Source organism: Sphingobium cyanobacteriorum (genome assembly GCF_030580935.1).
GTDB classification, from domain to species: domain Bacteria; phylum Pseudomonadota; class Alphaproteobacteria; order Sphingomonadales; family Sphingomonadaceae; genus Sphingobium; species Sphingobium cyanobacteriorum.
The window spans coordinates 711,966-738,323 of sequence record NZ_JAUQOM010000002.1 but is presented as its reverse complement, the minus strand read 5'-3'; the positions used below and the strand labels follow the sequence as shown (position 1 = coordinate 738,323).

The 26,358-nt window shown below is 61.7% G+C and carries 14 protein-coding genes; 12 read left to right on the top strand and 2 right to left on the bottom strand.

The annotated features are described in order from the left end of the window. Positions 1-122 precede the first annotated feature (122 nt). Complete coding sequence (locus tag Q4610_RS08490; protein ID WP_304535539.1) at positions 123-2,192, bottom strand: ParB/RepB/Spo0J family partition protein; 2,070 nt, start codon at positions 2,190-2,192, stop codon at positions 123-125. A 558-nt stretch (positions 2,193-2,750) separates the two neighbouring features. Here Q4610_RS08490 and Q4610_RS08485 point away from each other — a divergent pair. The 12 genes from Q4610_RS08485 (at position 2,751) to Q4610_RS08430 (ending at position 25,420) form a co-directional block, all read left to right on the top strand. Next, positions 2,751-3,359, top strand: coding sequence for a type IV toxin-antitoxin system AbiEi family antitoxin domain-containing protein (locus tag Q4610_RS08485; protein ID WP_304535538.1), 609 nt, complete (start codon positions 2,751-2,753; stop codon positions 3,357-3,359). Between the two features lie 86 nt (positions 3,360-3,445). Next, entirely contained in the window at positions 3,446-4,270 is an 825-nt protein-coding gene (locus tag Q4610_RS08480) for a nucleotidyl transferase AbiEii/AbiGii toxin family protein (RefSeq protein WP_304535537.1), read from the top strand. Between the two features lie 273 nt (positions 4,271-4,543). Then, entirely contained in the window at positions 4,544-9,697 is a 5,154-nt protein-coding gene (locus Q4610_RS08475) for a DEAD/DEAH box helicase (protein ID WP_304535536.1), read from the top strand. Positions 9,698-9,855: 158 nt separating this feature from the next. Further along, positions 9,856-12,483 carry a DEAD/DEAH box helicase gene (locus Q4610_RS08470; RefSeq protein ID WP_304535535.1) on the top strand — a complete coding sequence of 876 codons (2,628 nt, stop codon included), beginning with the start codon at positions 9,856-9,858 and terminating at the stop codon, positions 12,481-12,483. Then, positions 12,483-17,303, top strand: coding sequence for an Eco57I restriction-modification methylase domain-containing protein (locus Q4610_RS08465; RefSeq protein WP_304535534.1), 4,821 nt, complete (start codon positions 12,483-12,485; stop codon positions 17,301-17,303). Before Q4610_RS08470 ends, Q4610_RS08465 begins: the two co-directional genes overlap by 1 nt. Then, positions 17,287-19,269: a chromosome segregation protein SMC gene (locus tag Q4610_RS08460; protein WP_304535533.1), complete on the top strand. Its 1,983-nt coding sequence runs from the start codon at positions 17,287-17,289 to the stop codon at positions 19,267-19,269. Before Q4610_RS08465 ends, Q4610_RS08460 begins: the two co-directional genes overlap by 17 nt. Further along, positions 19,266-20,048 (top strand): HNH endonuclease, encoded by a 783-nt coding sequence (locus Q4610_RS08455; protein WP_304535532.1) that lies wholly within the window; start codon positions 19,266-19,268, stop codon positions 20,046-20,048. The genes Q4610_RS08460 and Q4610_RS08455 overlap by 4 nt, the downstream gene beginning before the upstream one ends. A gap of 1,292 nt (positions 20,049-21,340) precedes the next feature. After that, positions 21,341-21,703 (top strand): ArsR/SmtB family transcription factor, encoded by a 363-nt coding sequence (locus Q4610_RS08450; RefSeq protein ID WP_304535531.1) that lies wholly within the window; start codon positions 21,341-21,343, stop codon positions 21,701-21,703. Between the two features lie 7 nt (positions 21,704-21,710). Further along, entirely contained in the window at positions 21,711-21,965 is a 255-nt protein-coding gene (locus tag Q4610_RS21785) for a low molecular weight phosphatase family protein (protein WP_304535530.1), read from the top strand. Beyond that, entirely contained in the window at positions 21,962-22,393 is a 432-nt protein-coding gene (gene arsC, locus Q4610_RS08440; RefSeq protein ID WP_304535529.1) for an arsenate reductase (glutaredoxin), read from the top strand. The genes Q4610_RS21785 and arsC overlap by 4 nt, the downstream gene beginning before the upstream one ends. 11 nt (positions 22,394-22,404) lie before the next feature. Next, the gene (gene arsB / locus Q4610_RS08435; protein WP_304535528.1) at positions 22,405-23,481 is read left to right on the top strand and encodes an ACR3 family arsenite efflux transporter; all 1,077 of its coding nucleotides are present in this window, start codon (positions 22,405-22,407) and stop codon (positions 23,479-23,481) included. Between the two features lie 154 nt (positions 23,482-23,635). Further along, a complete protein-coding gene (locus tag Q4610_RS08430; RefSeq protein WP_304535527.1) occupies positions 23,636-25,420 on the top strand; it encodes a cation:proton antiporter domain-containing protein in 1,785 nt (594 codons plus the stop codon). Here the strand turns inward: Q4610_RS08430 and Q4610_RS08425 are convergent. Further along, entirely contained in the window at positions 25,417-26,358 is a 942-nt protein-coding gene (locus Q4610_RS08425; protein WP_304535526.1) for a glutaminase, read from the bottom strand. The two genes, Q4610_RS08430 and Q4610_RS08425, sit on opposite strands and share 4 nt — an antisense overlap.

Here is a 26,358-nt window from a genome sequence, read left to right as displayed (position 1 = left end):
CGGCGATGCAGATCCCATCGATGATCTGCTCCCATACAACTGGGTAGATAGTCGCGCTGCCACCAGCCCCGTCATCGATCAGGCCGCCTGAGCGCTCCCCCGTGGGGGTGTTTTAGCGCTTACTATTCGGCGGCGACGGCAAAGGACTCTTCGCAGTCCTCCGCTTCGGTATAGGGAGCCTCCGCTTCGGACGGCTGCTCCACGCTTCCCAAGTCCTCGGTCTCGACCGGCGCGGGCTGCTCCTCTTCCGCCTTCGGCATCCGCAGCACGGTGGGAAGCCAGCCACTACCTGTCAGAAGCTGCTCGGCGGTCTGCGCCATGTCCGGCTTCTTCATGTCGGCGATGCGGCGGGCGGCATCGTCGGACACGCCTTCGGACACAGCTTGGACGATATGCGCCTTGGTGACGCGGCCAAGATAGCTGTCCACCGTGGGTGTCCAGTCCTTCGCCACGTCCAGCGCCAGCAAGCGCGCCAGTCGGTCGGTGGTCTGCAACGACCGGGGCTTGCGATCCCACGGCAACCGCAGCGCGTTGACGGTGCGGGCGGCGCAATGTGCCAGCAGCGCGGTTCGCTTCTCGTCTGGCAGCCCGACGATGAAGCTCCAAAGGTCCGCTACGTCGCGCGGCATCCGCTCGGCCCATGCCTCGTGTTGCTCGCTCGCCCGCGCCGCCAATGGCGTGTCCTCGATTCCGTCTGCGTGGCTTCCCAAAGGAGTCACGGTCGGGCGGACCTCAAGGCAACCGGCCTCCGCATAGCTATAGAACAGTTGCGCGGTGAGCGTGTGGGTCAGTGCGATCAACGCGATGCCGGGTTGATCGGCCAGCGCCACCCGCAAGGCGAGGGTTCGGTGGGCGGACAGGTCGCGAATGAGGCTGTCGGAAATCGGCTTGCCCGGTTCCTCGTCCTCCTCGATCTCCTGCACGTCCCCGTCGCCGTCCTCCGGTTGCTCGTCCTCCCCCACCTCCGGGGCAGTCGCGTCGCCTTCGGCTTCCGGCTCGGGCTGCGGGACCGCCAGCGCCTCGTCCTCGAGACGAACGAAACCGCGCTCGATCCTGACCGTGCCGTCATGGTGAAGCACAACGAACACGCCACCGTGGACGATCACATTGGCGTCGTAGGCGTAACGCTTGGCCGAAATGACGTCGATCTCGTCGGACACCGCCTCCAGCTTTGCCGCTACGTCCTCGGCCATCTGGTCATAGGACGAATAGCCCTCGGCCAGTTCGTCATGCTCGGTGGACAGCGCCTCCAGCCGGGCCTCGTCCTCCTCGGACAGGGCGACGGTCTGCGGATAGAAGCGCCGCATCCCGTGGGCATGGGGATAGTCGATATGCGCCTCTGCCCATTTCCAGCCTTCGGCCTGCACGGTCCAGGCGATCTCGCGCAGCTTCTCGATGGCAAGCATATCGAGCAAGCCCGCATCCTCGAAGAAACCGCCCCGATCCTCGCTGAACAGGTCGCGTATGATGTTGCCGCCCGCCTCGACATAGGCGTCGGAACCGACGAAAACCGCGCGGCGATCATCGGCGGGCACGTTGGCGGCGGTCATGTCGCGCCGGATGATCCACGGCTCGCGATTGTGATGCAGGTTCTCGAACACCTGCTCCTGACGGACGTGATCCTCGGTGATGGCGAAGGCCATAAGCTGGTCCAGCGTAAGGCCATCCTCACGATAGACCTGCAACAGCTTGGGCGAGACAGCGCCCAAGCGAAGCCGCTGCTTCACCACGGAAGCCGACACTCCGAACCGCGCGCCGATTTCGTGCGCGCCCCAACCCTTGTCGTTGGAAAGCTCCGCAAACCGCTCGAACTGATCGGCGGGGTGCATCGGGGTCCGCGTCACATTCTCGTCGAGACTGATCTCGGACGGATCGTTGGCGGTGTCGAGCCAGCAGCGCACGGCTTCCGATTTCCTGATCTGCTTGCGCTTGGCGCGCAGCAGCATCGCCAGCCTGCGTCCCTCGCCAGCGGTGACGAGATAATAGCCGGTCGGCGTCCCGTCCTCCTTGGTTTCCGGCTCGACGACAAGGTTCTGGATAAGCCCCTTGTGCTGGATAGACGCGGCCAGCGCCTCGATAGCGGCTTCCCCATGCGGCACCTTGCGCGCGTTCTTGGGCGACTTCCTGAGCTTGTTCAGCGGCACGAAAATCTCGATGCCACTGACGGCTTCGGTCTGAACGGTATCGGTCATCTTACTGCTCCTTGGGCTTGGGTTTCGCGCAGCGGAGCGCCGCGCTGAAACCCTGCCCGTCGGCGAGACCGGGGGTGCAACCGGAGTGGGCGGCTTCGCGGGGAACCGGCTGCACGGAACGCGCAGCGTGGAGGAAGCTGGGCGGAAGCCGCTCCGAAGGGCGCCGGGGGCAGAGCCCCAAGCATCTGCGCCGCACGCGGCGCCACAGAAACGCACCCTTGCGGCGACCGGCCGGCGCGGCGGCGTGCGCGCGGGCCTGGGGGCCAGCCGCCGCTGCGGCCTCCGGGCAGAGCAAGAGTGCAACGCGGGAAACGAGAACGCGTGCACCCTGACCGGCTTCGCCAGAAGTTGGCAGTGTGCGCTCCGCTGATTCCGCGTACCATCCGGGGCGTTGCGGGGCTCCGGCCCCGCAGAAGGGGTACGGCCAGACCCAGGCTGGCCGTCAGGGGAAGGCTTTCCCCACGATCTTCATTGGCACCGGCGGAACAACGTATCGCGGTGCAACGATACAAAAGCTTGGTCATTGCATGTAAATACCAAGGAATTATATCAAGCCTCATGGAACCGACGACTCATCGAGAACGGGCCCTGGAGGTCGTCCGGCACTGCGGCATTGCGCGGGGACGCGATTTCGACGCGGCCGGCGTCACGCGGGCGACGCTGCAAAGGCTGCGCGACGAAGGCGTCCTTCAACAGGTCGGCCGCGGCCTCTACAAGCTCGCCGATGCTGACGTCGATAGCGCGACGAGCCTGGCCGAGGCCGTGCGGATCCAGCCGCGTGGCGTCATCTGCCTGCTCTCGGCGCTGCAGTTCCACGAACTGACCACGCAGACCCCCCATGCCGTGTGGATGATGCTCGGCCAGAAGGACTGGGCGCCAGTCAATCCGTCCGTGGCGCTCAAGATCGTCCGCGCAAGCGGCGAAGCACTGACAGCGGGCGTGGAGACACATATCATCGACGGCGTCCCCGTGCCCATCACCGTACCGGCCAAGACCGTCGCCGACTGCTTCAAGCACCGCAACAAGATCGGCATTGACGTGGCGGTCGAGGCCCTGCGCGATTTCATGAAGTCCCGGCCCCGGCCGGACCTCAATGCGATCTACCGTTATGCTCAGCTCGATAGGGTCCAATCGGTGATCCGACCCTATCTCGAAGCGATGACATGAGCCGGCCACCAAAGAACATGGCGATCTCGGTACGCGACCGGCTAACGGCGCGCGCCCGCGAACGCCGGGAAAATGCGCAGCTGCTGATGACCCGCTACGTCATCGAACGCTTGCTGTTCCGCCTGAGCCTGTCGCCCCATCGCGAGCGGTTCGTGCTCAAGGGCGCGATGCTGTTCAGCCTGTGGGCGGCAGCCCCTTATCGCGCGACCGGCGACCTCGACCTACTTGGCATGGGCGAGAACGCACCCGACCAACTCGCGACGGTCTTTCAGGAAATACTTGGTGTCGCGGTCGATGACGACGGCATCGTGTTCCGGCCCGAGACCCTCCGCGCGGCCGCAGCCCGGGCCGAGGATGAATATGCCGGTGTCCGTATCGACTTCGTCGCCGAACTCGCCGGCGCGCGCCTGCCGATGCACGTCGATATCGGCTATGGCGACGCGATTACGCCGGGCGCGATCGAGATCGAATATCCCTCGCTGCTCGGCCAGCCCACCGCGCATCTTCGGGCCTATCCGCCCGAAACGGTCGTGGCCGAGAAATTCCAGGCCATGGTCGCGCTCGGCATGCTGAACACGCGGCTGAAGGATTTCTACGACATCTGGGCGATAGCCGGATCGTTCGCGTTCGATGGCGCCGTGCTGTCGCGCGCCATTCAGGCCACCTTCGATCGCCGTCAAACCCCGTTGCCCGCCGAGACGCCCCCGGCGCTCACGCCCGGCTTCGCGGACGAGAAGCAGGGCCAATGGACAGCGTTCCTGCGGCGGACCGAAATCGCGCTGGCCCCCGAGCCGTTCGCCGCCATTCAAGCGCAGATCGCTGCGCTAGTGATGCCGGCGGTGCTGGCGCTCGGCCAAGGCGCCGCCTTTGACGGCGAATGGCCTAGCGGTGGCCCCTGGAAGGAGAGGTAAGGATAATATCCTCGACATAACATGCTCGCTCTGTGCACATTTTGAGAGTGACGAGCGTCACATCGCATACTTGGAGGACGATGCACGGACGGGCTTTGTGTGATACCGGGACGCGAGGAAATGCGGCAGGGGACGGCCATTCGGTGGCATCGAAAAAGTAGAATCTGGTAGTTCGACTTGCACTGGCCAACGAAATCGAGGCTCTTTAGCTAAGAGCATTGGATTGGTCTGCGTTGATGCGATGACGAACAAGAAAGAGTTGGGGCGGGCGGCGTGAACATATTTGAGTTGGATGACGCGCTTGTCGAGCGCTACGCAGCCTTTGCGCGATCATTTTCGATCTTCCGCGCGCCCGAAATTGCGGCTCAGATCGACGCTATTTACAGCGACCGCAAATTCTGGCCCGATCCTTTGATCACCATTAACCCTCGGTTTGAGCCGGGCCGGTCGATCGACGAACTCGTCGCCGATGGGGTTCTCGACCCGGCCCTGGCATCGATCTTCGCAGTCGGAAACCCAAGGGTCAGCCTGCGACTTCACCGGCATCAAGAGCGTGCGGTGGCCAAGGCCGCAAACAAGGAAAGCTTCATCGTCACCACCGGCACGGGATCGGGGAAGTCGCTATGCTTCTTCATCCCGGTGGTGGACGCGATCGTCCGCGCGCGCCGGGCTGGCGAAGCGCCACGAACCCGCGCGATCATCATCTATCCAATGAATGCGCTCGCCAACAGCCAGCTGGGGGAGATCACCAAATTCATTAGGGATGCAGATCTCCCCGCCGCGCTCCAACCGACGGTTGCGCGCTACACGGGCCAGGAAAACGAGGCTGAGCGGCAGGCGATTGCGCGCAGTAAGCCGGACATCCTGCTGACCAACTTCATGATGCTCGAGCTGCTGATGACCCGGCAGGATCCGCTCGATCAGGCTGTCATCGGCAACGCCACCGGGCTCGACTTCCTCGTCCTCGACGAACTCCATACCTACCGCGGACGGCAGGGCGCAGACGTCGCAATGCTCGTCCGCCGTGTGAAGGAACGTCTGTGCGCCGGCAAGAAGCTGATCTGCATTGGTACGTCCGCCACGATGTCGAGTTCGCCGGAAGAGGAAAAGCGGGCGGTCGCCGTTGCCGAGGTCGCCACGAAACTGTTCGGAGAACCGATTTCCCCGAACAGCATTATCGATGAGCTTCTCCAACGAGCCACATCTACTTCGGTCAACGTCGATGGCCTTGGTCAGGACCTCAGGGCGCTGGTCGAAACGCCGCTGAGCCGGACTTTGTCCAATGCGGAGCTTCGCGATCATCCTCTCGCCTGCTGGATTGAAACTCGAATTGGCTTGCAGGAGGGAGAGAAGCTAAGACGCCGGCGTCCCATAACGCTGCCAGATGCCGCCAAGGAACTCGCCGAGAAAACACTACTGCCGGAAGATCAGTGTGTCGCCGCATTGGCCAATATGCTGTCCATGATGGGCCGCCGCGAAGATCAGCGTGGCGGCATCGGCGATCGGGCATTTCTTGCGTTTAAGCTCCATCGCTTCATTTCCGGTGCCGGTCAGGCTTATGCGACGATCGAGCCGGCCGCGACGCGCCGGGTCTCACTTGAGGGACAGCTCTTTCACCCAGACGATGATAATGCTCGACTTTACCCGCTCTTCTTCTGCCGCGAATGCGGCCAAGAGCATCATAGCGTATCCGTAATCAGCGATCTGGATGGTGATCGGATCATCGCGCGGCCGATCGATGAACCGGCGCGGGATGAGGTGGAAGCCGATGGTACGCGCACCGGTTTCCTTGTTCCCGCCGTCAACGGAGACTTCGAATTCAGTGGTCAGCCGGCCGACTATCCCGATGACTGGCAGGAGGTAACGCCCGCCGAGCAGGAACGGCTGAAAAGCGCCCATCGGGGCAAGCACGAAGGACATCTCTATCTCGTCCGGCCCGACGGATCGCTTGGCGGTGACGGCGTCCCCGCATGGTTCTTTCCTGGCAAATATCGCTTCTGTCCGCAGTGCCGACTTCAGCCGCCAGCACAGGCGCGCGACATCAACAAGCTGGCAGGTCTGTCGGCCGAAGGCCGGAGTTCCGCGACAACCCTTATCGTGTCAATGATCCTTGCGTGGATGGATCGGGACGGGTCGATCGACAAGCATACCCGCAAACTTCTGGGGTTTACCGACAACCGACAGGATGCAGCACTACAGGCTGGGCACTTCAACGACTTCATCTTCGTGACACTGCTGCGCGGTGCGATCCTTCGCGCGGTGCGCGAGGCTGGTGACAAAGGCCTGTCGCACGCGAAGTTCGGCGATGCGATCCGTGAGGCGCTCGGGTTCAGTCTGGAAGAGTCGAGCCGTTGTGCCGACTGGATGCTCGATCCCAATGTCAAAGGCTACAGCAATCGCCAGCAAGCCGAAGAGGTGCTGACGCAGGTTCTGGCGCATCGGCTTTGGGCCGACCTGCGCCGCGGCTGGCGCTATACCAATCCGAACCTGGAGGAGGTCGGGCTCATCGCCGCGCGGTTTCAGGGGCTGGATGAGCTCGTCAGTGACGAGGAAGAGTTTCAGGGCAATGCCCGCTTGCGGCTGGCAACGCCTGCGCAACGCAAGCTGCTGTACGAAAAACTGTTCGATCAAATGCGGCAAGGCCTCGCCATCGCCACCGATGCACTCGATCGGCAGCGTGTGCTGCAGACGGCCCAAGACTCGCGCACCCGCCTGCGCGATCCCTGGGCGATCGATCGCGAAGAGGAAGACGGCCTTCGCGAGAGCGGGTTCCTGATGATTGACCCGCCCAGAAAGGGAGAAAGCAAGGCCACCGAGGATGCATTGATCGTCCGCGCCGGCTGGCGAACCAATCTGGGAAAGGCTCTTCGTCACAAGGATATTTGGGGCGATACACTGCCGGTCAGCGAGTATGACGATATGATCCGGGCGCTGCTTAAGGCGGCCGAGGCGCATCAGCTGGTGCGCCGGATTTCATCTGGATTCGACGCGGCGGCATGGCGAGTTTCACCGTCGTCACTGCGGCTGTTCGCCACTGAAACGCGCGCGGACGCCAAACGCCAAAACGCGTTCTTTCGGGCACTCTATGATCAAGTCGCTGAAATGCTCGGACAGCCTGGCAGGTTGCCGAATGCCTTCGAGGCGCGCGAACATACGGCCCAGGTCGATCAGGAGGTTCGTGGCTGGCGCGAGGATAGGTTCCGCTATGAGCGGGATGACGTCTCGCGAATTGAGGTCAACAAAGACCGAATGATCGAGCAGGGTGAGCCGACCGATTTCCTACCCGCCATGTTCTGTTCGCCGACGATGGAACTGGGGGTCGACATTAGCGCGCTCAACGCAGTTTACATGCGCAACGTGCCCCCGACGCCAGCAAATTATGCGCAGCGCTCCGGCCGTGCTGGCCGCAGCGGCCAAGCGGCGCTGGTTGTGACCTATTGCGCTGCCCAGTCCCCGCACGATCAATATTATTTCGCTGACCGGCAGGCGCTTGTCGCTGGGATCGTGCGACCACCCGCGCTCGATCTGGCCAATAAGGATCTGCTCAAGAGTCACCTGCATGCCGAGTGGCTCGCCGCAGCTGTCGTTCCGCTGAGGTCGTCAATTCCCGAGAATCTCGACATGACCGTGAAGGACATGCCGATCACACCTAATATCACCGTCTGTTTCGAGCGCCTGGCTTCGACCGGCGCGGCACGCCCGATTATGCGCAGGCTGGTCGATGCAATGTTGCCTGCGGTCAACGCCAAGGATGTGCCGTGGCTCGCCGACGTCGAGGCGTTCGTCGCTGAGACCGATGTAGAAGCGGCAGGAGCGTTTGCCGCAAGTTTCGAGCGTTGGCGAGGGCTGCACCGCGGCGCCCGCAATGAGCAGGAGCTGGCGCATGCAATCCAACAGAAGACGGGCCTTAAGGCCGGCGAGCGCACTGCTGCCGCGACACGCTACCGTAACGCCTCCAAGGAACTCGACATCCTCGAACGCGGTCGTGCATCGAGTGGGTCGGACTTTTACACGTATCGCTATCTCGCGACCGAGGGGTTCCTTCCAGGGTACAATTTCCCGCGACTTCCTCTCTATGCATTCATCCCGGCTACCAAGGGCGCGATGCTGCAACGGCCGCGCTTCCTTGCGATCGCGGAGTTCGGCCCCAACAGCTTGATCTATCATGAGGGCCGAGCCTACCGCGTCACCAAGGCGAAGCTGCCCGCCGACCGCATGGATGATGGCAAACTTGCGACGTCCACGCTGATCCTTTGCGGCGAATGCGGTGCAGCTCATAGCGATGAGCTGCAGGAGCGCTGTCACGCCTGTAACGCTTCGCTCGGCGGCGTTGAGCGGTTAAATGCTGTCTATCGGATCGACAATGTCGAAACATCCCCATCAGCGCGGATTACCGCGAACGACGAGGACCGGCAGCGGCGTGGGTTCGAGATTCAGACCGTCTTCCAATGGCCGATGAAAAGCGGTGCGCCGGACATCCGCTCCGCGGTACTCAAGGGGTCAGACGGCCCCCTCCTCCACCTCGATTTCGGCGCGTCGGCTAAGCTTTCCCGCATCAACAAGGGGCTCAGGCGGCGCAAATCGAAGTCAATTCTTGGGTTCTGCATCGATCCCCAATCCGGTCGATGGCTGAAGGATTCCCTCGACGGCGGCGACGATGATGCCAACAACGAGGGTGATGTGACGGCGGCGAAAGCCCAACGCATCGTGCCGATCGTCGAAGATCACAAGAATGCGCTGCTCCTGCGGCCGATTGCCGACCTGTCGAAAGGTCAGATGGCAACACTTCAGCATGCGCTGCTGCGCGGTATCCAGATTGGTTACGAACTGGAGGAGGCAGAGTTGCTCGGCGAGCCCTTGCCCACCCGCGATCAGCGCAACACGATACTGCTTTACGAAGCGACAGAAGGCGGGGCCGGTGTGCTCAACCGGCTGGTGTCCCAGCCTGAGAGCCTGGCCGAGGTCGCGCAACGGGCATTGTCGCTGATGCACTATGAGGCGCCGTTCGACCCTGGGCACATGAGCGAAAAAGAAGGCGCCTGCGTCGCTGGCTGTTACCGCTGCCTGCTGTCTTATTATAATCAGCCAGATCATGAGTTGATCGATCGTCGCGATCCCGAAGTGGTGGCATTTCTCTGCTCGCTTGCGGCTGCGGATGCCGCCGCGGTGCCTGTCCAGAGCAACGGGCATGGGTGGCCAGAGGCGCTCGCAGGCTGGGGCTTGCCGAAACCGGCATCAGTGAAAATCGCGGGAGAAAACTACCCGCTCTATTGGCCGGCGAAGGATGTATTAGCAGTGTCAGGACCGATGCCTGACACATTGGTCGAAGCGGCGAGCGCGCTCGGCATACTCGACATCGTCGCACTTCCGGACGCTCCCGGCGATCAGCCGCCAGCCGTCCTTCTGGCGGCACTGGGAGCCTCCTGATGGAAAATGTTGTTTTTTCACCCGGTGATCTCATCAGGGCGCGGGGTCGCGAATGGATTGTGCTGCCGTCGCCCGGCGAAGGCCTGCTGAACATGCGTCCGCTGTCGGGTTCCGATGAGGATGCCCAGCTCATCGCGCCATCGCTCGAACTGGAGCCGGTGACGCCGGCCAGCTTTGCCGCGCCGACCGCCGATCGTCTCGATACTCAGGACGGCGCGCGATTGCTCGCCGACGCGCTGCGCCTGTCGTTGCGGCGCGGCGCGGGGCCGTTCCGGAGCGCGGCCCATCTTGGCGTCGAGCCGCGCGCCTATCAGCTCGTACCGCTGATGATGGCCCTGAAATTGCCGGTCGTCCGCCTGCTGATTGCCGACGATGTCGGGATCGGCAAGACGATCGAGGCTGGGCTGATCCTGCGCGAAATGCTCGATCGCGGCACGGTCGATCGCTTCGCCGTGCTGTGCCCTCCGCATCTCGTCGATCAATGGGTCAGCGAACTCAGCGAAAAATTCGATATTGATGCCGTTGCGGTCACCTCGGCGCGTGCGCGGAGCCTCGAACGCGGCCTGCCGACCTCGCAAAGCCTGTTCGAAGCCTATCCCTACACCGTCGTCAGCCTCGATTATATCAAGGCTGACAGCCGACGCGATGAATTTGCGCGGGCCTGTCCGCCGCTCGTGATCGTTGATGAGGCGCATAGCTGCGTCGGTGGGGAGCGTGGCAAACATCAGCGGTTCGAGCTGCTCGAACGGCTCGCCGTCAATATCGAACGGCATATGCTGCTCCTGACGGCGACCCCGCATAGTGGCGACGTCGTTGCTTATGATAGGCTGCTCGGACTGATCCACCCGGATCTGGCCGGCGGCGCGGAGAGCGGCGATGCCAATGCCCGCGAGCGTTATGCTCGCAGGCTCGCACAGCATTTCGTCCAACGGCGTCGAGCCGATATCCAGGACGGCTGGGGCGAGCGTCGTGCCTTTGCCCAGCATAAGACCAATGAAGCTGCCTACCTCCTCACCGGCGACTTCGCGAGCTTTCAGGAAGATGTGCTCGATTATTGCCTGTCGGTCACTGAGCGCGCAGGCGCTGATCAGCGCAGCCGTCGTCTGGCCTTCTGGGGCACGCTCGCGCTGATGCGTTGCGTGGGCTCGTCGTCCGCGGCGGCGGCGAGTGCGCTCGGCAACCGGCTGGGCGGTATCGCCGAGGAAGGCGCGATCGAACCGGTCGTGTTCGACGCCGAGGACGGAATGCTCGACGAAGGCGATCTTGAGCCGGCCACAGCCGCCGCGCAGGGCGAAGAACAGGGTGCGTTGCGGGAACTGATCGCCCAGGCGCAGGCGCTTGATGCGCGGCGCGATGAGGACCCCAAGATTCGCCGCCTCGTGGCGGAGCTTCGGCCCTTGCTGAAGGATGGTGCGAAGCCGGTTATATTCTGCCGTTTCATCGCCACGGCCGAGGCGCTGGGCGCCGTACTGCGCAAGATCTGGCCAAAGGCCGAGGTGGCAGTGATAACGGGCATGCTAACTCCCGATGACCGCCGCGACCGGGTGGAGGCACTGCAGCCGTTCGACAATCGCATTCTGGTCGCCACCGATTGTCTGTCCGAGGGCATCAACCTGCAAAGCCTGTTCGATAGCGTAATCCATTACGATCTGAGCTGGAACCCGACCCGCCATCAGCAGCGGGAGGGACGAGTCGATCGGTTCGGCCAGCAGGCGCCGCTGGTGCGATCTCTGATGATGTATGGTGAGAATAGCGCGATCGATGGCGCGGTACTGAGCGTCATCATCCGCAAGGCCGAGGCTATTCAGAAGGCGACCGGCGTCGCAGTGCCGATGCCTGAGGATCAGGCCGGCGTCACCGCCGCGCTCATGCAGGCCGTCTTGTTACGGAAGGGCAGCACGCGGACACAGTTCGTGTTCGATTTCGGTACCGCGCCCGAGCGGCTCGATACGGCATGGCGTGACACCGCCGAAAATGTGAAGGCCAGCCGGGCGCGCTACGCGCAGGGTGCATTGAAGCCCGACGAAGTGATCCCAGAATGGCGGAAGATGCGCGCGCTAAACGGCGGGCCGGATGAAGTCGCACGCTTCACTGATCGGGCGTTACGTCGTGTGCAAGCACCGCTCGAAAACGCGGGCGATCATCAATTGGTTCATCTCACCGCGTTGCCGCAGACGATGCGGGAGCGTCTTGAACTGCGCGGACTGGTGGGCACGCGTCGGATCGCTTTCGTCGATGATCCGTCGCCAGGGGTTACCCATGTCGGCCGTGTCCACCCGCTGGTGGCCACGCTTGCTGAAACGCTTGCCGAAGGCGCGCTTGATCCCAAGGGCTCTGAAGCCAATCCGCTGGGTCGCGCAGGAGTCTGGCGTACACGGGCGGTAACTCAGATGACGACCCTGCTACTCGTGCGACTGCGTTTCCAACTCGTCACGAGCGGCCGCACCAATCGTCTGTTACTCGCGGAGGAGACCACTGGTCTGGCCTTTGGCGGCCTCGGCCAGATTACCACGCTCAGCGGACCCGAGGCTCTGTCCCTGCTCGAAGCCGAAGCATCGGCCAATCTCGAAACCGACACTCGCATCCGCCATCTGGACGCGGCCCGCGGCCGATTGCCCGGCTATGAAGGGGCGATCGCAGCTTTTGCGCGATCGCGCGGAGATGTGCTGTCGGACGATCATCAGCGACTAACCGATGCCGCCGGTGGCGGCTCTACCGTCAGGGTCACGCCCGTTTTGCCCGCCGATATCATCGGTCTCTATGTGCTGTTGCCGGAGGCAAATTGATGTCGCGATCTAGCAAGCGTGCCGCCGATATCGGCTTTACGGCGATATCGATCGAAGGGGCGTTGATCGCTCCCGAACAACTGGTTGCCATCGCGTCCGCAACCCCAAGCCAAAAGACTGCCGCCGATTATCTCTGCCCGAAGGGCACCTCTCTACGCGAGGAGATCACGCGCTATTTCCGGATCGGCCAAGCGCATTGGCGCGGATATGCCGCGATCGATGCACCGACGGTGACCCAGACCGCAGCCTTCGTAAAGGTGCTGCTGGAGCAGGCTTTTGGTTTCGTGCTGACCGGGCCGGTCGTGCACGAGCTCGACGGTCGCCGATACCGCATAACGTGGGAAGCAAAGGCCGGGCGTGTGCCGATCGTTGTGGCGGCGCCGATCAAGGACGAGAAGGGCAAGGCTGCCGAAGGATTTACGCGTGCGCTTCCCGAATTCGGTGATGGCGTGGGCGGGGGCACCGCGAAGCGGTCGCCAGTCGTGTTGTTGCAGGATTGGCTCAATGCCAATGTCGATGCCAACTGGGGGCTGGCATTCGCGGGTGATCGTGTGCGTCTGATGCGTGACAACGCCAGCTTCACCCGGCCGACCTATATTGAGGCCGATCTCGGCGCGATCTTCCGCGACGAGATGTTCGCTGATTTCACTGCGGCCTGGCTCTTGCTTCACGCGACGCGCTTCGGCTCCGAAGGCGCGGCGGCGAGCGACAGTCCGCTGGAAAACTGGCGTGAGGCAGGACAACGGGCCGGCACTGCCGTGCGCGAAAGACTACGAGGCAACGTCGAGAACGCTCTGCTTGCCCTGGGACAGGGCTATTTGGATGCCAATATCAGTCTGCGCGAGCGTCTCGATACCAGCGAACTAGCAATGCAAGACTGGTTTGAGCAACTCCTCCGCGTCGTCTATAGATTGATCTTCCTCGCGGTAGCGGAGGATCGAGAACTCCTGCATGGACCCGAGGCATCGGGCGCCAGCCGAGAACTGTATATGTCTGCCTATGGCTTCGGCCACATGCGAAAGCGGTCGATTCGGCGTTCCTCCCATGATCATCATCATGATGCATGGGAGGCAGCCAAGATCGTTTTTCGCGCTCTGGAGCGCGGCGAGAAGCTCCTGGGGTTACCCGCGCTCGGCGGCCTTTTTACGCGCGGCGGTACACCTGATCTCGAAGATGCGAGATTGCCGAATCGGGCTTTTCTAAGCGCAGTCTTCCATCTGAGTTGGTTGATCGAGGATGGCCGGCGCGTCCGCGTGAATTGGCGAGATATGGCGACGGAGGAGCTCGGCTCCGTTTATGAGGGGCTACTTGAGCTAGTCCCAGTCCGCAAAGACCATGGTCGGTGTTTTGGCTTCGCGGATGCCGGGGAAGCGAAGGGCAATGCGCGCAAGACCTCCGGCAGCTATTATACGCCGGATAGCCTCGTGCAGATGTTGCTCGATGCAACACTCGACCCCGTGCTTACACGGGCCGAAGCGGAGGGAGGCGCCGACGCGATCCTTAAGCTTTCGGTCATCGACCCAGCCTGCGGTTCCGGTCATTTCCTGCTTGGCGCCGCGCGCCGGATGGCATTCCGTGTGGCGCAGCTGCGCAACAGTGAGGTGCCCGACTATCCGGCAGCGATGCGCGACGTCGTGCGCCATTCGATCCATGGTGTGGATCGCAATCCGATGGCCGTGGAGCTAGCGAAGGTCGCGCTTTGGATCGAGGCGTTGGAGCCGGGCAAGCCGCTTAATTTTCTCGACAGCCATATCCGCTGCGGCGACAGTCTAATAGGCGTCTTCAACATTGAGGCGTTGCGCGCCGGCATTCCTGATGAAGCCTATGACCCATTGGCCGGCGACGATAAGGGTCTGGCAAAGATCTACGCTCGCCGCAACAAGGAGCAGCGCGAGGGCAAAGGCGCAACCGGTTTCCTCTCAGGCCTAAAACCGCCGACAGGGCTTATCGATGCGGCAATAGTACTGAGTGAAATGCCTGAGAACACCCTAAACGAGATCGCTGCCAAGAAGGCGGCGTTCAGCCAACTTCACATGGGGCCGAGCTGGTTCAATCTAAAGACGGCATGCGATTCATATGTCGCGGCATTCTTCCAACCCAAGACTGGAGCCGCGCCCGGCTCCGCCGACTTTGCCGGGCCGACGATTGCTGAGACCGATCACATGTGGGCAGCGGCGCGGGGCGAACCGCTTGATGGCCCGCTCGTTACGCTCATCGACAGGACGGCATGTGGCGTCAGCGCCTTCCATTGGCCGCTCGAATTTCCCACTATCATGGCGCGTGGTGGGTTCGATGTCGTGGTGGGCAACCCGCCTTGGGAGCGTATCAAACTGCAAGAGCAGGAGTTCTTCGCCGCCCGTGATCCCGAGATTGCGACCGCGCCGAATAAGGCTGCACGGTCAGTGCTGATAAAGGCGCTGAAACAGTCAGAAGCAGGCACCGTACAGGCAGATCTCGCTGCCGAATTCGAGTTTGCGAGCCGTGCGGCGGAAGCAGCGAGTGTGTTTGTACGTAAGAGCGGTCGCTTCCCGCTGAGTGGTATCGGCGATGTGAACACTTATGCGCTGTTCGCTGAACATTTCTCACAACTCGCGCGACCACGAGGACGCGCTGGCGTGATCGTACCTACCGGCATCGTTACCGACAGTTCCACCAGCGCCTTTTTTGGAAGTCTTGTTGCGAGCAATCGCCTAGCCACCCTGTTGAGCTTTGATGAGATCAGAAGATGGTTTCCTGCCACAGATGATCGAAAATCCTTCTGCCTCTTGGGAATTGGCGATTCAGGCCGAGGAGTCCGCGCATCCTTCGAGATTGGGCAGCTTGATCACTTAGCTGATGAGCGAAGACAAATCGAACTGACACCTGAAGAGTTTGCGTTATTTAACCCCAACACGCTCACCTCGCCCTTATTTCGTACCCGCGCGGACAGCGATCTGACGCGCAAGCTTTACCGTGCTGCACCCGTGTTGATCCGTGAGCGATCCGATCATCCCGATGGAGACGACAATGCCTGGGGCATTACGTTTCAGACGCTTTTTCACATGTCCAACGACAGCGGGCTCTTCCGCACCGGAGCACAGCTCACAGCCGGCGGCTTTTCCCGTGACGGGGCGGATTGGCGCCACGCGGACGAGAGACGCTATGTCCCGCTCTACGAAGCGAAGATGATCCATCAATTTGATCACCGCTTTGGCTCCTATGCCAGCCTTGCCGAGCGACCGGGCGACGGCTCGCTTCCACCGACGCCTAACGCTGTAAAGTCCGATCTGAATTACGAGGCCGACCCGTGGTACTGGGTTCCGCTCGACGAAACCGAACTTCGCACGGCCCGTGTGCCGTCCCGGCTCAAGCAATATTTCCGCAAGGGTAATGCCGAGGGCTGCTTAAAGGTGCTGGCGCAATGGGTGCTGGGCACGCTTGATCCAACGGATTTGCAGGCGAGCAATCTTGCGCGGTCTGCTCACCGCGCGAGCGCGCGTCTGCGCGAGGTGCTGGGCCCACGTGCAGTCGAGCGCGAAATCGTCGGCGGCACTTTTGCGACTTGGTTAAACAAGGCTGCTGATGGCGCGCGTGAGATGTGCCGCGAGACACCGCTCCACAAAGACGACCTCGCCTATATCAAGGCCAGTGACTCCGATCCGCTTGCGCTGACCGCCGCCCTGATCAACCGTAAGCAGCCGCGATGGCTGATGGGCTGGAGAGATATCTGTCGCTCAACCGACGAGCGGACAGTGATCGCCAGCGTATTCCCGAAGGTGGGCGCCGGCGATAAGATTTTGATCATGCATCATACGCGCGCCATTGAGACAGCAGTTCCAATTCTAGCGAATTTGATCTCCTTGCCGCTCGACTACAGTGCGCGACAGAAGGCCGGTGGGACGTCGTTCAAATACTATTACATGAAGCAGCTCCCCATCCTCGGACCGCACCAGTTCACTAGCGATGATCGAAAATTTATCACGCCGCGTGTGCTCGAACTGACCTACACCTCGCACTCTATGCGACCATGGGCCGAAGACCTTGGGTACTCTGCCGCACCTTTTCCCTTCGATCCGACCCGTCGCGCTAATTTGCGCGCCGAACTCGATGCGTTCTTCGCGCTCAAATACGGCCTCTCGCGTGACGAGTTGCGCTATATGCTCGATCCGACCGACATGAACGGGCCGGACTATCCTTCCGAAACCTTCCGCGGTCTTAAACGAAACGAAGAAGTCGCCTTCGGAGAATACCGGACGCGCCGCCTTGTGCTTGACGCCTACGATCGGTTGTCTGGAATGCAGGTTGCGGCCGATCCGATCGAACTTCGCCCGACTAAGCCGCTCGAGGCTTCTATGCCGGATGATGCGTGGGCCCGGGTTGCACAGTCGCAGCCGGGGGATACTGGCGCAGCTTTGGCCGCCGTTCTCAAGGCGATGGATGGACCGAAGCCGATCCGTGACGTTCGCCTCATGGCTGCGTTCGTCTTGGAGCCGCGCTTACTTGCCCTGCCATTGCCCAGTGCCAAAGCGGCAGAGTGGCAACGCCTGGTGGGCACCGAGGCCGATCCGCTCACCGGCAATGTCACGACGTTCGTAGCGCGAAACAACGCCGCGTGGGGAGCGGCTGTCCGCAACCATCGCGGCAACGGCCGCCTGATTGAGAATCTTGATGACGGCACGTGGGCGCCTGGACCCGGACTCGATGCGATCGACACGTCAACTTGGCCCGACGGCCGTGCCGGCTTCGTGTTGGAAGCGTTGAAGGGCATTGATCTAGGCACAGCGATGCGCTCATTGCCGGACGAGATACAGGGCTGGATAACCGATGCCGCAGCAGCCTGATCTGTTGGAGCCACAGCCCCTCGAGATAACACCAGCCGCAGGGTCGGAGGGGCCGCGGCTTTGGGTCCGGCGTCTGGTCATCTGGAAGGAGCCCGGCGGGGAAAAGGTACGAGACGTTGCCCTTCGCCCTGGCCTCAATATTGTCTGGTCCCCAGACGGAGCCGATGATGATGCGGCGGTAGACCAGACCAACGCGATCGGGCATGGCAGTGGTAAGACGCTGTTCTGCAGGTTGATCCGCTATTGCCTCGGTGAGGATCGTTTCGCCACGGAGGCACAGCGAGATCGGATAGGCACTGCATTCCTGAACGGCATTGTCGGCGCCGAAGTTATGCTCGACGGAACATGTTGGGCGATCGTCCGACCTCTCGGCATTCGCCGTCGGCACATGGCCGTTGCGAACGGCAATCTAGATGAGATGGCCGCCGGCGAGGGGACATCGACTGGACTTGAGCCCTTTATCGACGCCGTCGATCATAGTGTCCTTACCACTGAACTCGCTAGGCTGGTCCGTCCCCGGGCAGACGGACCGATTTGGCCAATCGCGTTAGCTTGGCTGACGCGGGACCAGGAATGTCGGTTCGACGACGTTCTGGATTGGCGATCGCCAACTTCGGATTCAGATTCACCGATACCCGCGAGCGGTCAGGAGAAGGGACCTAGGCTAGAGGCCCTCCGTGCCTTCCTGATGGCGATCACGCCAGAGGAACAAACGACACGTGGTGAAGTGAATACTCTCAGCGAGCGACGTAGAATCCTTGATCAGGAAATCGGTCATCGACGGTGGGAAATCGAACGCACTCAAAACCGCCTTGTCGCTGCGCTCGATCTCGCGACCCAATCCTTGCCTGAGATGCCGCTACTGATCGATGTCATGCGAAAGTCGGCGGAGGAGCGCCTGGCGGCGGCGTCGAAGCTTCCTGCTGGCGGCGGCGAGCTCGTTGCGGCGCGTGCCCAGCATGAATCTGCACGACTTGAGTGTGCGCGTCTTGATGGCGAGCGCATCCGCATCGAAGCGTCGATTCCGATCGAGCAGCGAGTGCTGAGCGAGATTCAAGGGGAGTTACCCGGGCTTTCCTATTCGCAAGCCGAAGCGGAGAGCCCCATTTGCCCAATTTGTGAAGTGCCGGTCGACCGAGCTTTGGCTGAGGGATGCAAGCTCTCGCACAAAATTCCCGACGCCGAAGCATGTCGTCAGCGGTGGACACAACGAAAGACTGAGTTCGAGGAGCAGGGTAAGCGCCTCGAGAGCTTACGCCAAGAGAGCGTGAGGATTCTTCCGCAAATCGCCCTCGCCAAGCAGCAGTTGGATCAAGCAGCCAATCGTGTTGCCGCGATAGAGAAGGCGCGAGATACGCGAGAGGCTACTTGGTACACGGCTCGAAGAGTCCAGGACGATGTCGAGCGTCTAGCTGATCTTATTGACACGCAGGACAATGCGATCAAGAACCTCCGCGATCTGGGGGTTAAACTCGAAGCTGAAAGAGAGCGTTTGGGGGCATTTCGCGACAAACAAGCTCGCGTATTCGGCAGAATGAGCGAAAAATTTGATCCGATTATTCGTCGCCTTATTGGCCGTCAAGATGTGCAAGGCCGCGTTACGCTTTCCGGCAAGGGGCTGGAGCTTTCGGTTGATATGGGCGGAGATCGAAGCACGGCGGCGATTGAATCACTAAAAATCCTCGCGTTTGACCTCTCCGCTATATGTCTCAGTATTGAAGGAGCGACGCGGGTTCCGGCGTTTTTGTTGCATGATAGTCCGAGAGAAGCCGACCTTGGCCTATCAATTTACGGGAGATTGTTCGACATTGTCGAAGAGTTGGAGCATGTCGGCGGGACACCGCTGTTTCAGTATATCGTCACGACGACCACCGCTCCTCCGGCGGAGTATAGAGAGTCCCCATACCTGCAACTTAAGATGCATGGTGATCCGCCAGCTCAGCGCTTGCTCGGTATCAATTTGTGACAGGGACAGAAATCCGCCTAACGAATTACCCATTCGCGCTGCTCTCTGAGTTGCGAGATGCTGCGAACGAACACGGATATCGGATCGGACCAGAGCAGGCGGCGGGTTGGCTTTTCTTTCGATCAGCATCGGCGCCCGGCGAGATCGCAGTAGCGGCGACCGTTGCGGGTCTCGATGGCCCGCTCTTTCTCTCCATCACGCATCCCGGAGCGGCCCGGGAGCTAAATGCCGAACCGGCCGCACCTTGTGCCAACGGACATTCGGCCGCATTTGTATTTCCTGGCAGGGACGCCCTATTCGCCGCGGTAAGCGATGTTTATCGCCTGTCGATGAGCCTTCCTACCCATCCCTTTGAGGAGTATCTCGCCGAATGCGCGTATCTAGGTGACACCGAGTACGATCGGATTCAGAAGTTCCGTATCGGCCAGGACAAATTCCGCAACGCACTACTGACATATTGGAATAGCCAATGTCCGCTGACCGGTATCACCGAGCCCGACCTTTTGCGGGCTTCGCACATTATTCCTTGGGCCCGCTGCGAGAGCGACGCAGAGCGGCTGAATTTATATAACGGGCTTCTGCTCTCAAGTCTTTGGGATGCGGCGTTCGACGCCGGCCTTCTGAGCTTCGACGATCACGGCCGGGCGATCGCGTCCCCAATGTTGAGTGCTGCAGCGTTAGCCGAACTTAAGATTGATGCGGTACCGCCACTGCCTCTTTCGGCAGAACACCGTATCCGCCTTAAATGGCATCGCGAAGAAATTTGGCTCGGCGGTTGAAGCTGGAATCCGGGAGGGTGCTTCTAGCGATTACGACCCTACAGCGTGGTGCCGCAATAGCGCCGACAATGCGACTGCGGTGCTGTGGACCGGCAGTGCATAATGGGGCGGCGGATTGGACCTCCAGGCCCGCCCGCCCGTAAAGCTGTCGAAGGACGTGCGGTAAAGCTCAGCCATTGCGACATGGGAGCGGTCAATGCGGCCCGGCTGAAGGAGGTCCATGAGGTCCGTCAGATAGGTGAGGAGCATCTTCATTCTGATCAGGCAAAAATCGTTCGCACCCTTGAGACTTTCGTAGAAATGGGCGGCTTGCGCAAACCATTTCGCCTCGCCGTTGCCGTTATGGTCTGAGCGGCAATGCCGGCGCGTTCAAGCTGGGTGATGTGCTAAAGCGGAACCTTGTCGCGCCGCCTGTCGAAAAGAAGGAAGAAAATGTAGCAGAGGCGAGTGTCCCGCCGGATCATTGATAAGCGACGCTTGGGCTTAATACAAGCTGCATGGAGGGCGACCCATCCCCCGGCGTCGTGCCAGTGCAAGCTGGCATCTCCTGCAGCTGCGCTTTTCCGTTCTCTCCCAGCCCCAAGGAGACCCCAGCTTTCGCTGGGGTGACGGCTGCGCTCTAGGTTCGCAAACCGCGGATGAGTCCACATCAACGCAACGTGGTATAAGCCGGCATCTCCACTTGGGCCTTCCACGACCGGGGGGCTGTGCTATTGCTTCATTGTGACCCGCACCTACCGCCGCCGATGCCGAGAAGCGATTGTCGCACTATAATTGGTGATTACCCGGTGATTACAATGGCTAACTCGGAAGATAGAAATCCCCCATTTTCTGGTTTAATTTCAGATCGATACTGCGATTCTAACTCTGAGGTCTGGTATTCCGATACCGGCGGAAATAGGCCAGAAGGCTGTTTTTGCAGCATATGCGTCATTGCAGTCGCGAACGGCAGGACCAGCACATAAGCGCTTGATGCGTTCCCGTCGGGCGGGATGATCGGCTTGCTTCGGGATGAAAATCGCAGGGGGTTCGGCATAAGGGGCGCGGCGTGCTACGTCGTCCCGTGTCGTAGAACGCCCGCCATGCCTAGCTGATTGGCCCCATAGCCCGATCGGACCGCTTGACCACATGGGTCAGATCATGGCGGCGCAAGCGCAACCCTGCATCTGCTGCCATCGGTCCATGCGCTTTGACACAGATCGCCGCCACCCAATCGATTCGATGATTTTCGAAATATGGATTGACTTGGCTGTCGCCAAGGATATTTCGATCATTCTGAAAAGGCGGTTTTCATGGACGATCTCACCATGCAAGTCTGGGCAGTCGAGGCGCTCGGCGCACTGGCGCATGAAACCCGGCTTTCGGTGTTTCGAATGCTGGTCAAGGCTGGCCCCGAAGGCATGATCGCAGGCGCCATAGCCGAACATCAGGCTGTACCGCCGTCGACCATGTCGCATCACCTTGCCATCCTGGAACGTGCCGGCATCGTCCAGTCCGAACGCGAAAGTCGCCTGATCCATTATCGTGCCGACTATCCGGCCATGCGCCGCCTGCTGATGTTCCTGATACAGGACTGTTGCCAGGGCGTACCGGAAATGTGCGGCGACCTCATCGCTGCATTGCATTGCAGTCCATCCCAGTCCCAAGGCGCCTGAGGCTTCCATGGCTGACAGGATTGACAGCGCCCGCTCGATCCTGGGCGAGACAGGAATGAACCAGCGCGGTGCGGGCCGCTTCAAGCCACGGAGCGCAGGCAGCCAGCCCAAGGGCGAGGTTCAGGCCCTGCGCTACTGTCTGACTGAGCCTGTCACGCTGTTCCCGACAGCGCCGAACGCCAGCATCGACGCAATGGCGATGCGGCAGAATCTCAAGGAAACAGGCAAGGCCGAAAGTGCCGACAATGGAGCGCGCGCATGACCGTCGACATAATCATCTATCACAATCCCGCATGCGGCACATCGCGCAATGCGCTGGCCATGATCCGTAATGCGGGAATCGAGCCGCATATTGTCGAATATTTGAAGACCCCGCCATCGCGCGCGCTGCTGGAAAAGCTGATCGCACGCGCGGGCATCTCGCCGCGCGCCCTGCTGCGCGAAAAGGGCACGCCCTTCGCCGAACTGGGGCTGAACAATCCCGATCTGACGGATACCCAGCTCATCGACGCGATGATGGACCATCCCATCCTGATCAATCGCCCGCTGGTCGTCTCACCGCTTGGGGTGAAGCTGTGCCGGCCGTCGGAACATGTGCTCGATCTGATTCCGGCGCAACAGCGCGGCGCCTTTGCCAAGGAAGATGGCGAGCAGGTCGTCGACTCCTCCGGCAACCGCGTAGCAGGGTGAGGAGGGACAATATGACCGCACAGTCCAGACGCGAACGCCTGTCGTTGCTCGACCGCTATCTCACCTTATGGATCGTCCTGGCCATGGTACTGGGGATCGGCCTCGGCCTGACCTTCGAAGGTCTGCCCAAGGCGATCGATAGCCTGTCATGGGGTACGACCAATATCCCCATCGCCATCGGGCTGATCCTGATGATGTACCCGCCGCTCGCCCGCGTCCGGTACGAAGAACTGCCGCGTGTGTTCGAGGATAAGCGCGTGCTGGCGATTTCGCTGATCCAGAACTGGATCATCGGGCCGGTGCTGATGTTTGCTCTGGCGATCCTGTTCCTGTCGGACAAGCCGGAATATATGACCGGCCTGATCCTGATCGGCCTTGCCCGCTGCATCGCCATGGTCATCGTGTGGAATCGGCTGGCGCAGGGTGACAACCAGTATGTCGCGGCGCTGGTTGCGTTCAATTCGATCTTCCAGATTCTGTTTTTCAGCGTCTATGCATGGTTTTTCCTGTCATTCCTGCCGCCCCTGTTCGGCCTGGAAGGCCGCGTGATCAATGTCAGCTTCTGGACCATCGCACAGGCCGTTCTGATATATCTGGGTATCCCCTTCCTCGCCGGGTTCCTCACCCGCCAGTGGCTGACGGCTGCCAGGGGCAATGCATGGTATGAAAGCATATTCCTGCCCAGGATCGGGCCGGTAACGCTGATCGCGCTGCTGTTCACCATCGTCGCAATGTTCAGCCTCAAAGGGAACGAGATTGTCACGCTGCCAAGCGACACCTTGCGCATCGCCATGCCGCTGACGATCTACTTTGTCGTCCAGTTCTCGATCAGCTTCTTCATGGGCAAGCTGATCTCCAGCGACTATCCGCGCACCACGGCGATTGCGTTCACCGCCGCAGGCAATAATTTCGAGCTGGCGATTGCCGTGGCGATTGCCGCGTTCGGGCTGGCTTCGCCGGTGGCCTTTGCCGCCGTGATTGGACCGCTTGTTGAAGTGCCGGTGCTGATCCTGCTGGTCAACCTTGCCTTCTGGTTCGGGCGGCGCTGGTTCCCGGACAGCGTGCCGGCCCACGGCAAGGCGGCGTGACCGGCATGATGAACGTCACTTGGCTCCGCACACCATTCCACAGTGCCTTGCGCGAACGGTCCTGAGCATGGCGCAATGGCCGCGCCCTGTGCGGGGGGCGGCTTTTTATCGGCACAGGGCTGGCAATTACGTTGCCCAGCCGCAATGATGGGGCATGGCCGGCGCGATCAATCCTCAAAGTTTCAGCGACTCCCTTGTCATATTGGGGGCAGCCGGATTGGTGATCCCCGGTTTCGCGCGCTTCCGCATCAGTCCGGTGATCGGTTTCATCCTGGTCGGCCTGGCGGTCGGGCCGGCGGGCCTGGGGGCGTTGGTCGGTCAATATCCCTGGCTTTACCATGTGACGATTTCCAACCGTGCGGCGATCGAACCTTTTGCGGAACTGGGCGTCATATTGCTGCTTTTTTCGATCGGGCTGGAACTGAGCTTCCGCCGATTATGGACGATGCGCGCGCAGGTGTTCGGTGTCGGCGCGGCGGAACTGATCGGCAGCGGCTTGCTGATCGCGCTGGGCCTGTATCTGCTGGGGCAGCCGACGGCAGGAGCGATCGGGCTGGGCCTTGCCCTCGCCCTTTCCTCCACCGCGGTCGTGCTGCCGATGGTGGGTACGCAGAGCGCGGTCGGGCGGTCGGCCTTTTCGATGCTGTTGTTCGAAGACCTGGCGCTGGTCCCGATCATCTTCATGCTGGGCGCCATGGCCCCGTCCCTGACCGCCAGCCCGGACGGGGGATGGAGCGAACTGGCCAGCACATTGTTCAGGGGCAGCATCACCATCGCCGTCATGCTGGTGCTGGGGCGCATAGTCCTGCCCCATATCTTCAGCCAGGCGGCACGAACCAAAAGTCCCGAAGTATTCCTGGCGGCAAGCCTGCTGGTCGTGATCGTTTCCAGCCTGGCGACATCGATCGCGGGCCTTTCCCCCATCGTCGGCGCGCTGCTGGCGGGCCTGCTGATCGCCGAAACCGACTATCATGGCGAGGTCGAGGTGATGACCGCGCCGTTCAAGGGGCTGGCGCTGGGCGTGTTCCTGATCACCGTGGGCATGAGCCTGGACATTCGGGTCATCCTGGCCAACTGGCCCAGCCTGCTGATCGCGGTGATGGGCGTGGTGCTGGCCAAGACGCTGGTGACATCGACGCTGCTGTACCTGTCGGGCGTGCGCAAGGGCGTGGCGATGGAGGTGGGCGTGCTGATGTCCAGCCCGTCGGAAACCACGCTGATCGTGCTGTCGGCCGCCGCCGCGGCGCAACTGATCCTGCCCTCGACGGCCGCTTTCTGGCAGATCGTGACCGCCATCGGCCTGACCATCACACCGCTGCTGGCGCGGATCGGCCATGACATTTCCCGGCGGCTGGAAATGGCGCTGGGCGAGGAGCGGGTCGAGGCTGACGAGGACCAGACCGAAGCGGCGGCTGTCGTCATCGGCTTTGGCCGGGTGGGCCGCATGGTGTGCGACCTGCTCAAGACCCACAAGCAGCGCTTCATCGTTGTCGAATCCGATCCCGATGTCGTCGCGGAGGCACGAAGGCTGGGCTATCCGATCCTGTTTGGCGATGTGGCGCGGGCGGAGATGCTGGACCGGCTACGCCTGGGGCATGCGCGCGCCCTCATCCTGACGATGGACGATCCGGTCCTGTCGGTGCGCGTGACCAAGCGGGTGCGAGGCTGGGTGCCCGACCTGCCGATCATCGCCCGCGCGCGCGATACCGATCATGCCGCGCAGCTTTACCGGGCTGGCGCGAGCGACGCGGTGCCCGAAACGCTGGAAAGCTCGCTGCAACTGGCGGAAACAGCGCTGGTCGACCTGGGTGTCGCGATGGGGCCGGTGATCGCGTCGATCCACCAGACCCGCGAGGATCTGCGCGTCGGGATCAAGGAAGCGGCGCAGATGGAAAGCACCCCCAAGCTGCGCCGGTTGCGTCCCGATGAGGTCGGTTAATCGCCCTCTTCGGGCGGGCTGAATACCGACCAGCCCGTGCGGCGCGCCAGCAATTCCAGTGCCTGCGTTCCAAGCTGGCTGTTGCCATTGTCGTTGAGACCAGGCGACCAGACCGCGATCGACGCCCGGCCAGGCACGATGGCCAGGATACCGCCCCCGACCCCGGATTTACCAGGGATACCAACACGAAAGGCGAAATCGCCCGAAGCATCATAATGGCCGCAGGTCAGCATCAGCGCATTGATGCGCCGCGCCCGGCCGGGCGACACCACCCTGCCGCCATCGGGATGCCGGCCATCGAGCATCAGGTAGCGACCGGCCAGCGCCAGTTGGCGACAGCTCATCTCGATCGCGCATTGATGGAAATAGGTGCCCAGCACCAGATCGACCGGGTGACGGAGATTGCCGAAGGCGCGCATATAATTGGCGAGCGCCATGTTGCGGAAGCCGGTGCCGGTTTCGGAAGCGGCGACATCCTCATTGATCGCGATGCTGTCGTCCCCGGTCAGATAACGGACGAAGCGCAACATCTCCCCGATGGCGACACGGGGCTGATGGCCGCCCAGATTGACGTCGGACACGACGATCGCACCAGCGTTGATGAAAGGATTGCGGGGGATGCCATGTTCCTGCTCCAACTGGACGATGGAATTGAAGGCATTGCCCGACGGTTCCCGCCCGACCCGATCCCAAAGCTGGTCCCCGACCTTGCCGAGCGCCAGGGTGAGCGCGAACACCTTGGAAATGGACTGGATCGAAAAGGCGGTATCAGCGTCACCACCCGCCAGCAGGCGGCCATCGGCCGTAGCGATGGCGATGCCGAAATGCGCCGGGTCGATCTTGGCCAGTTCGGGGATATAGCTGGCGACCTGGCCGCGTTCCTCCTGCGCCGCCATGGCAACGGCGATGTCAGCGATCAACGCAGCGAGATCGACCAT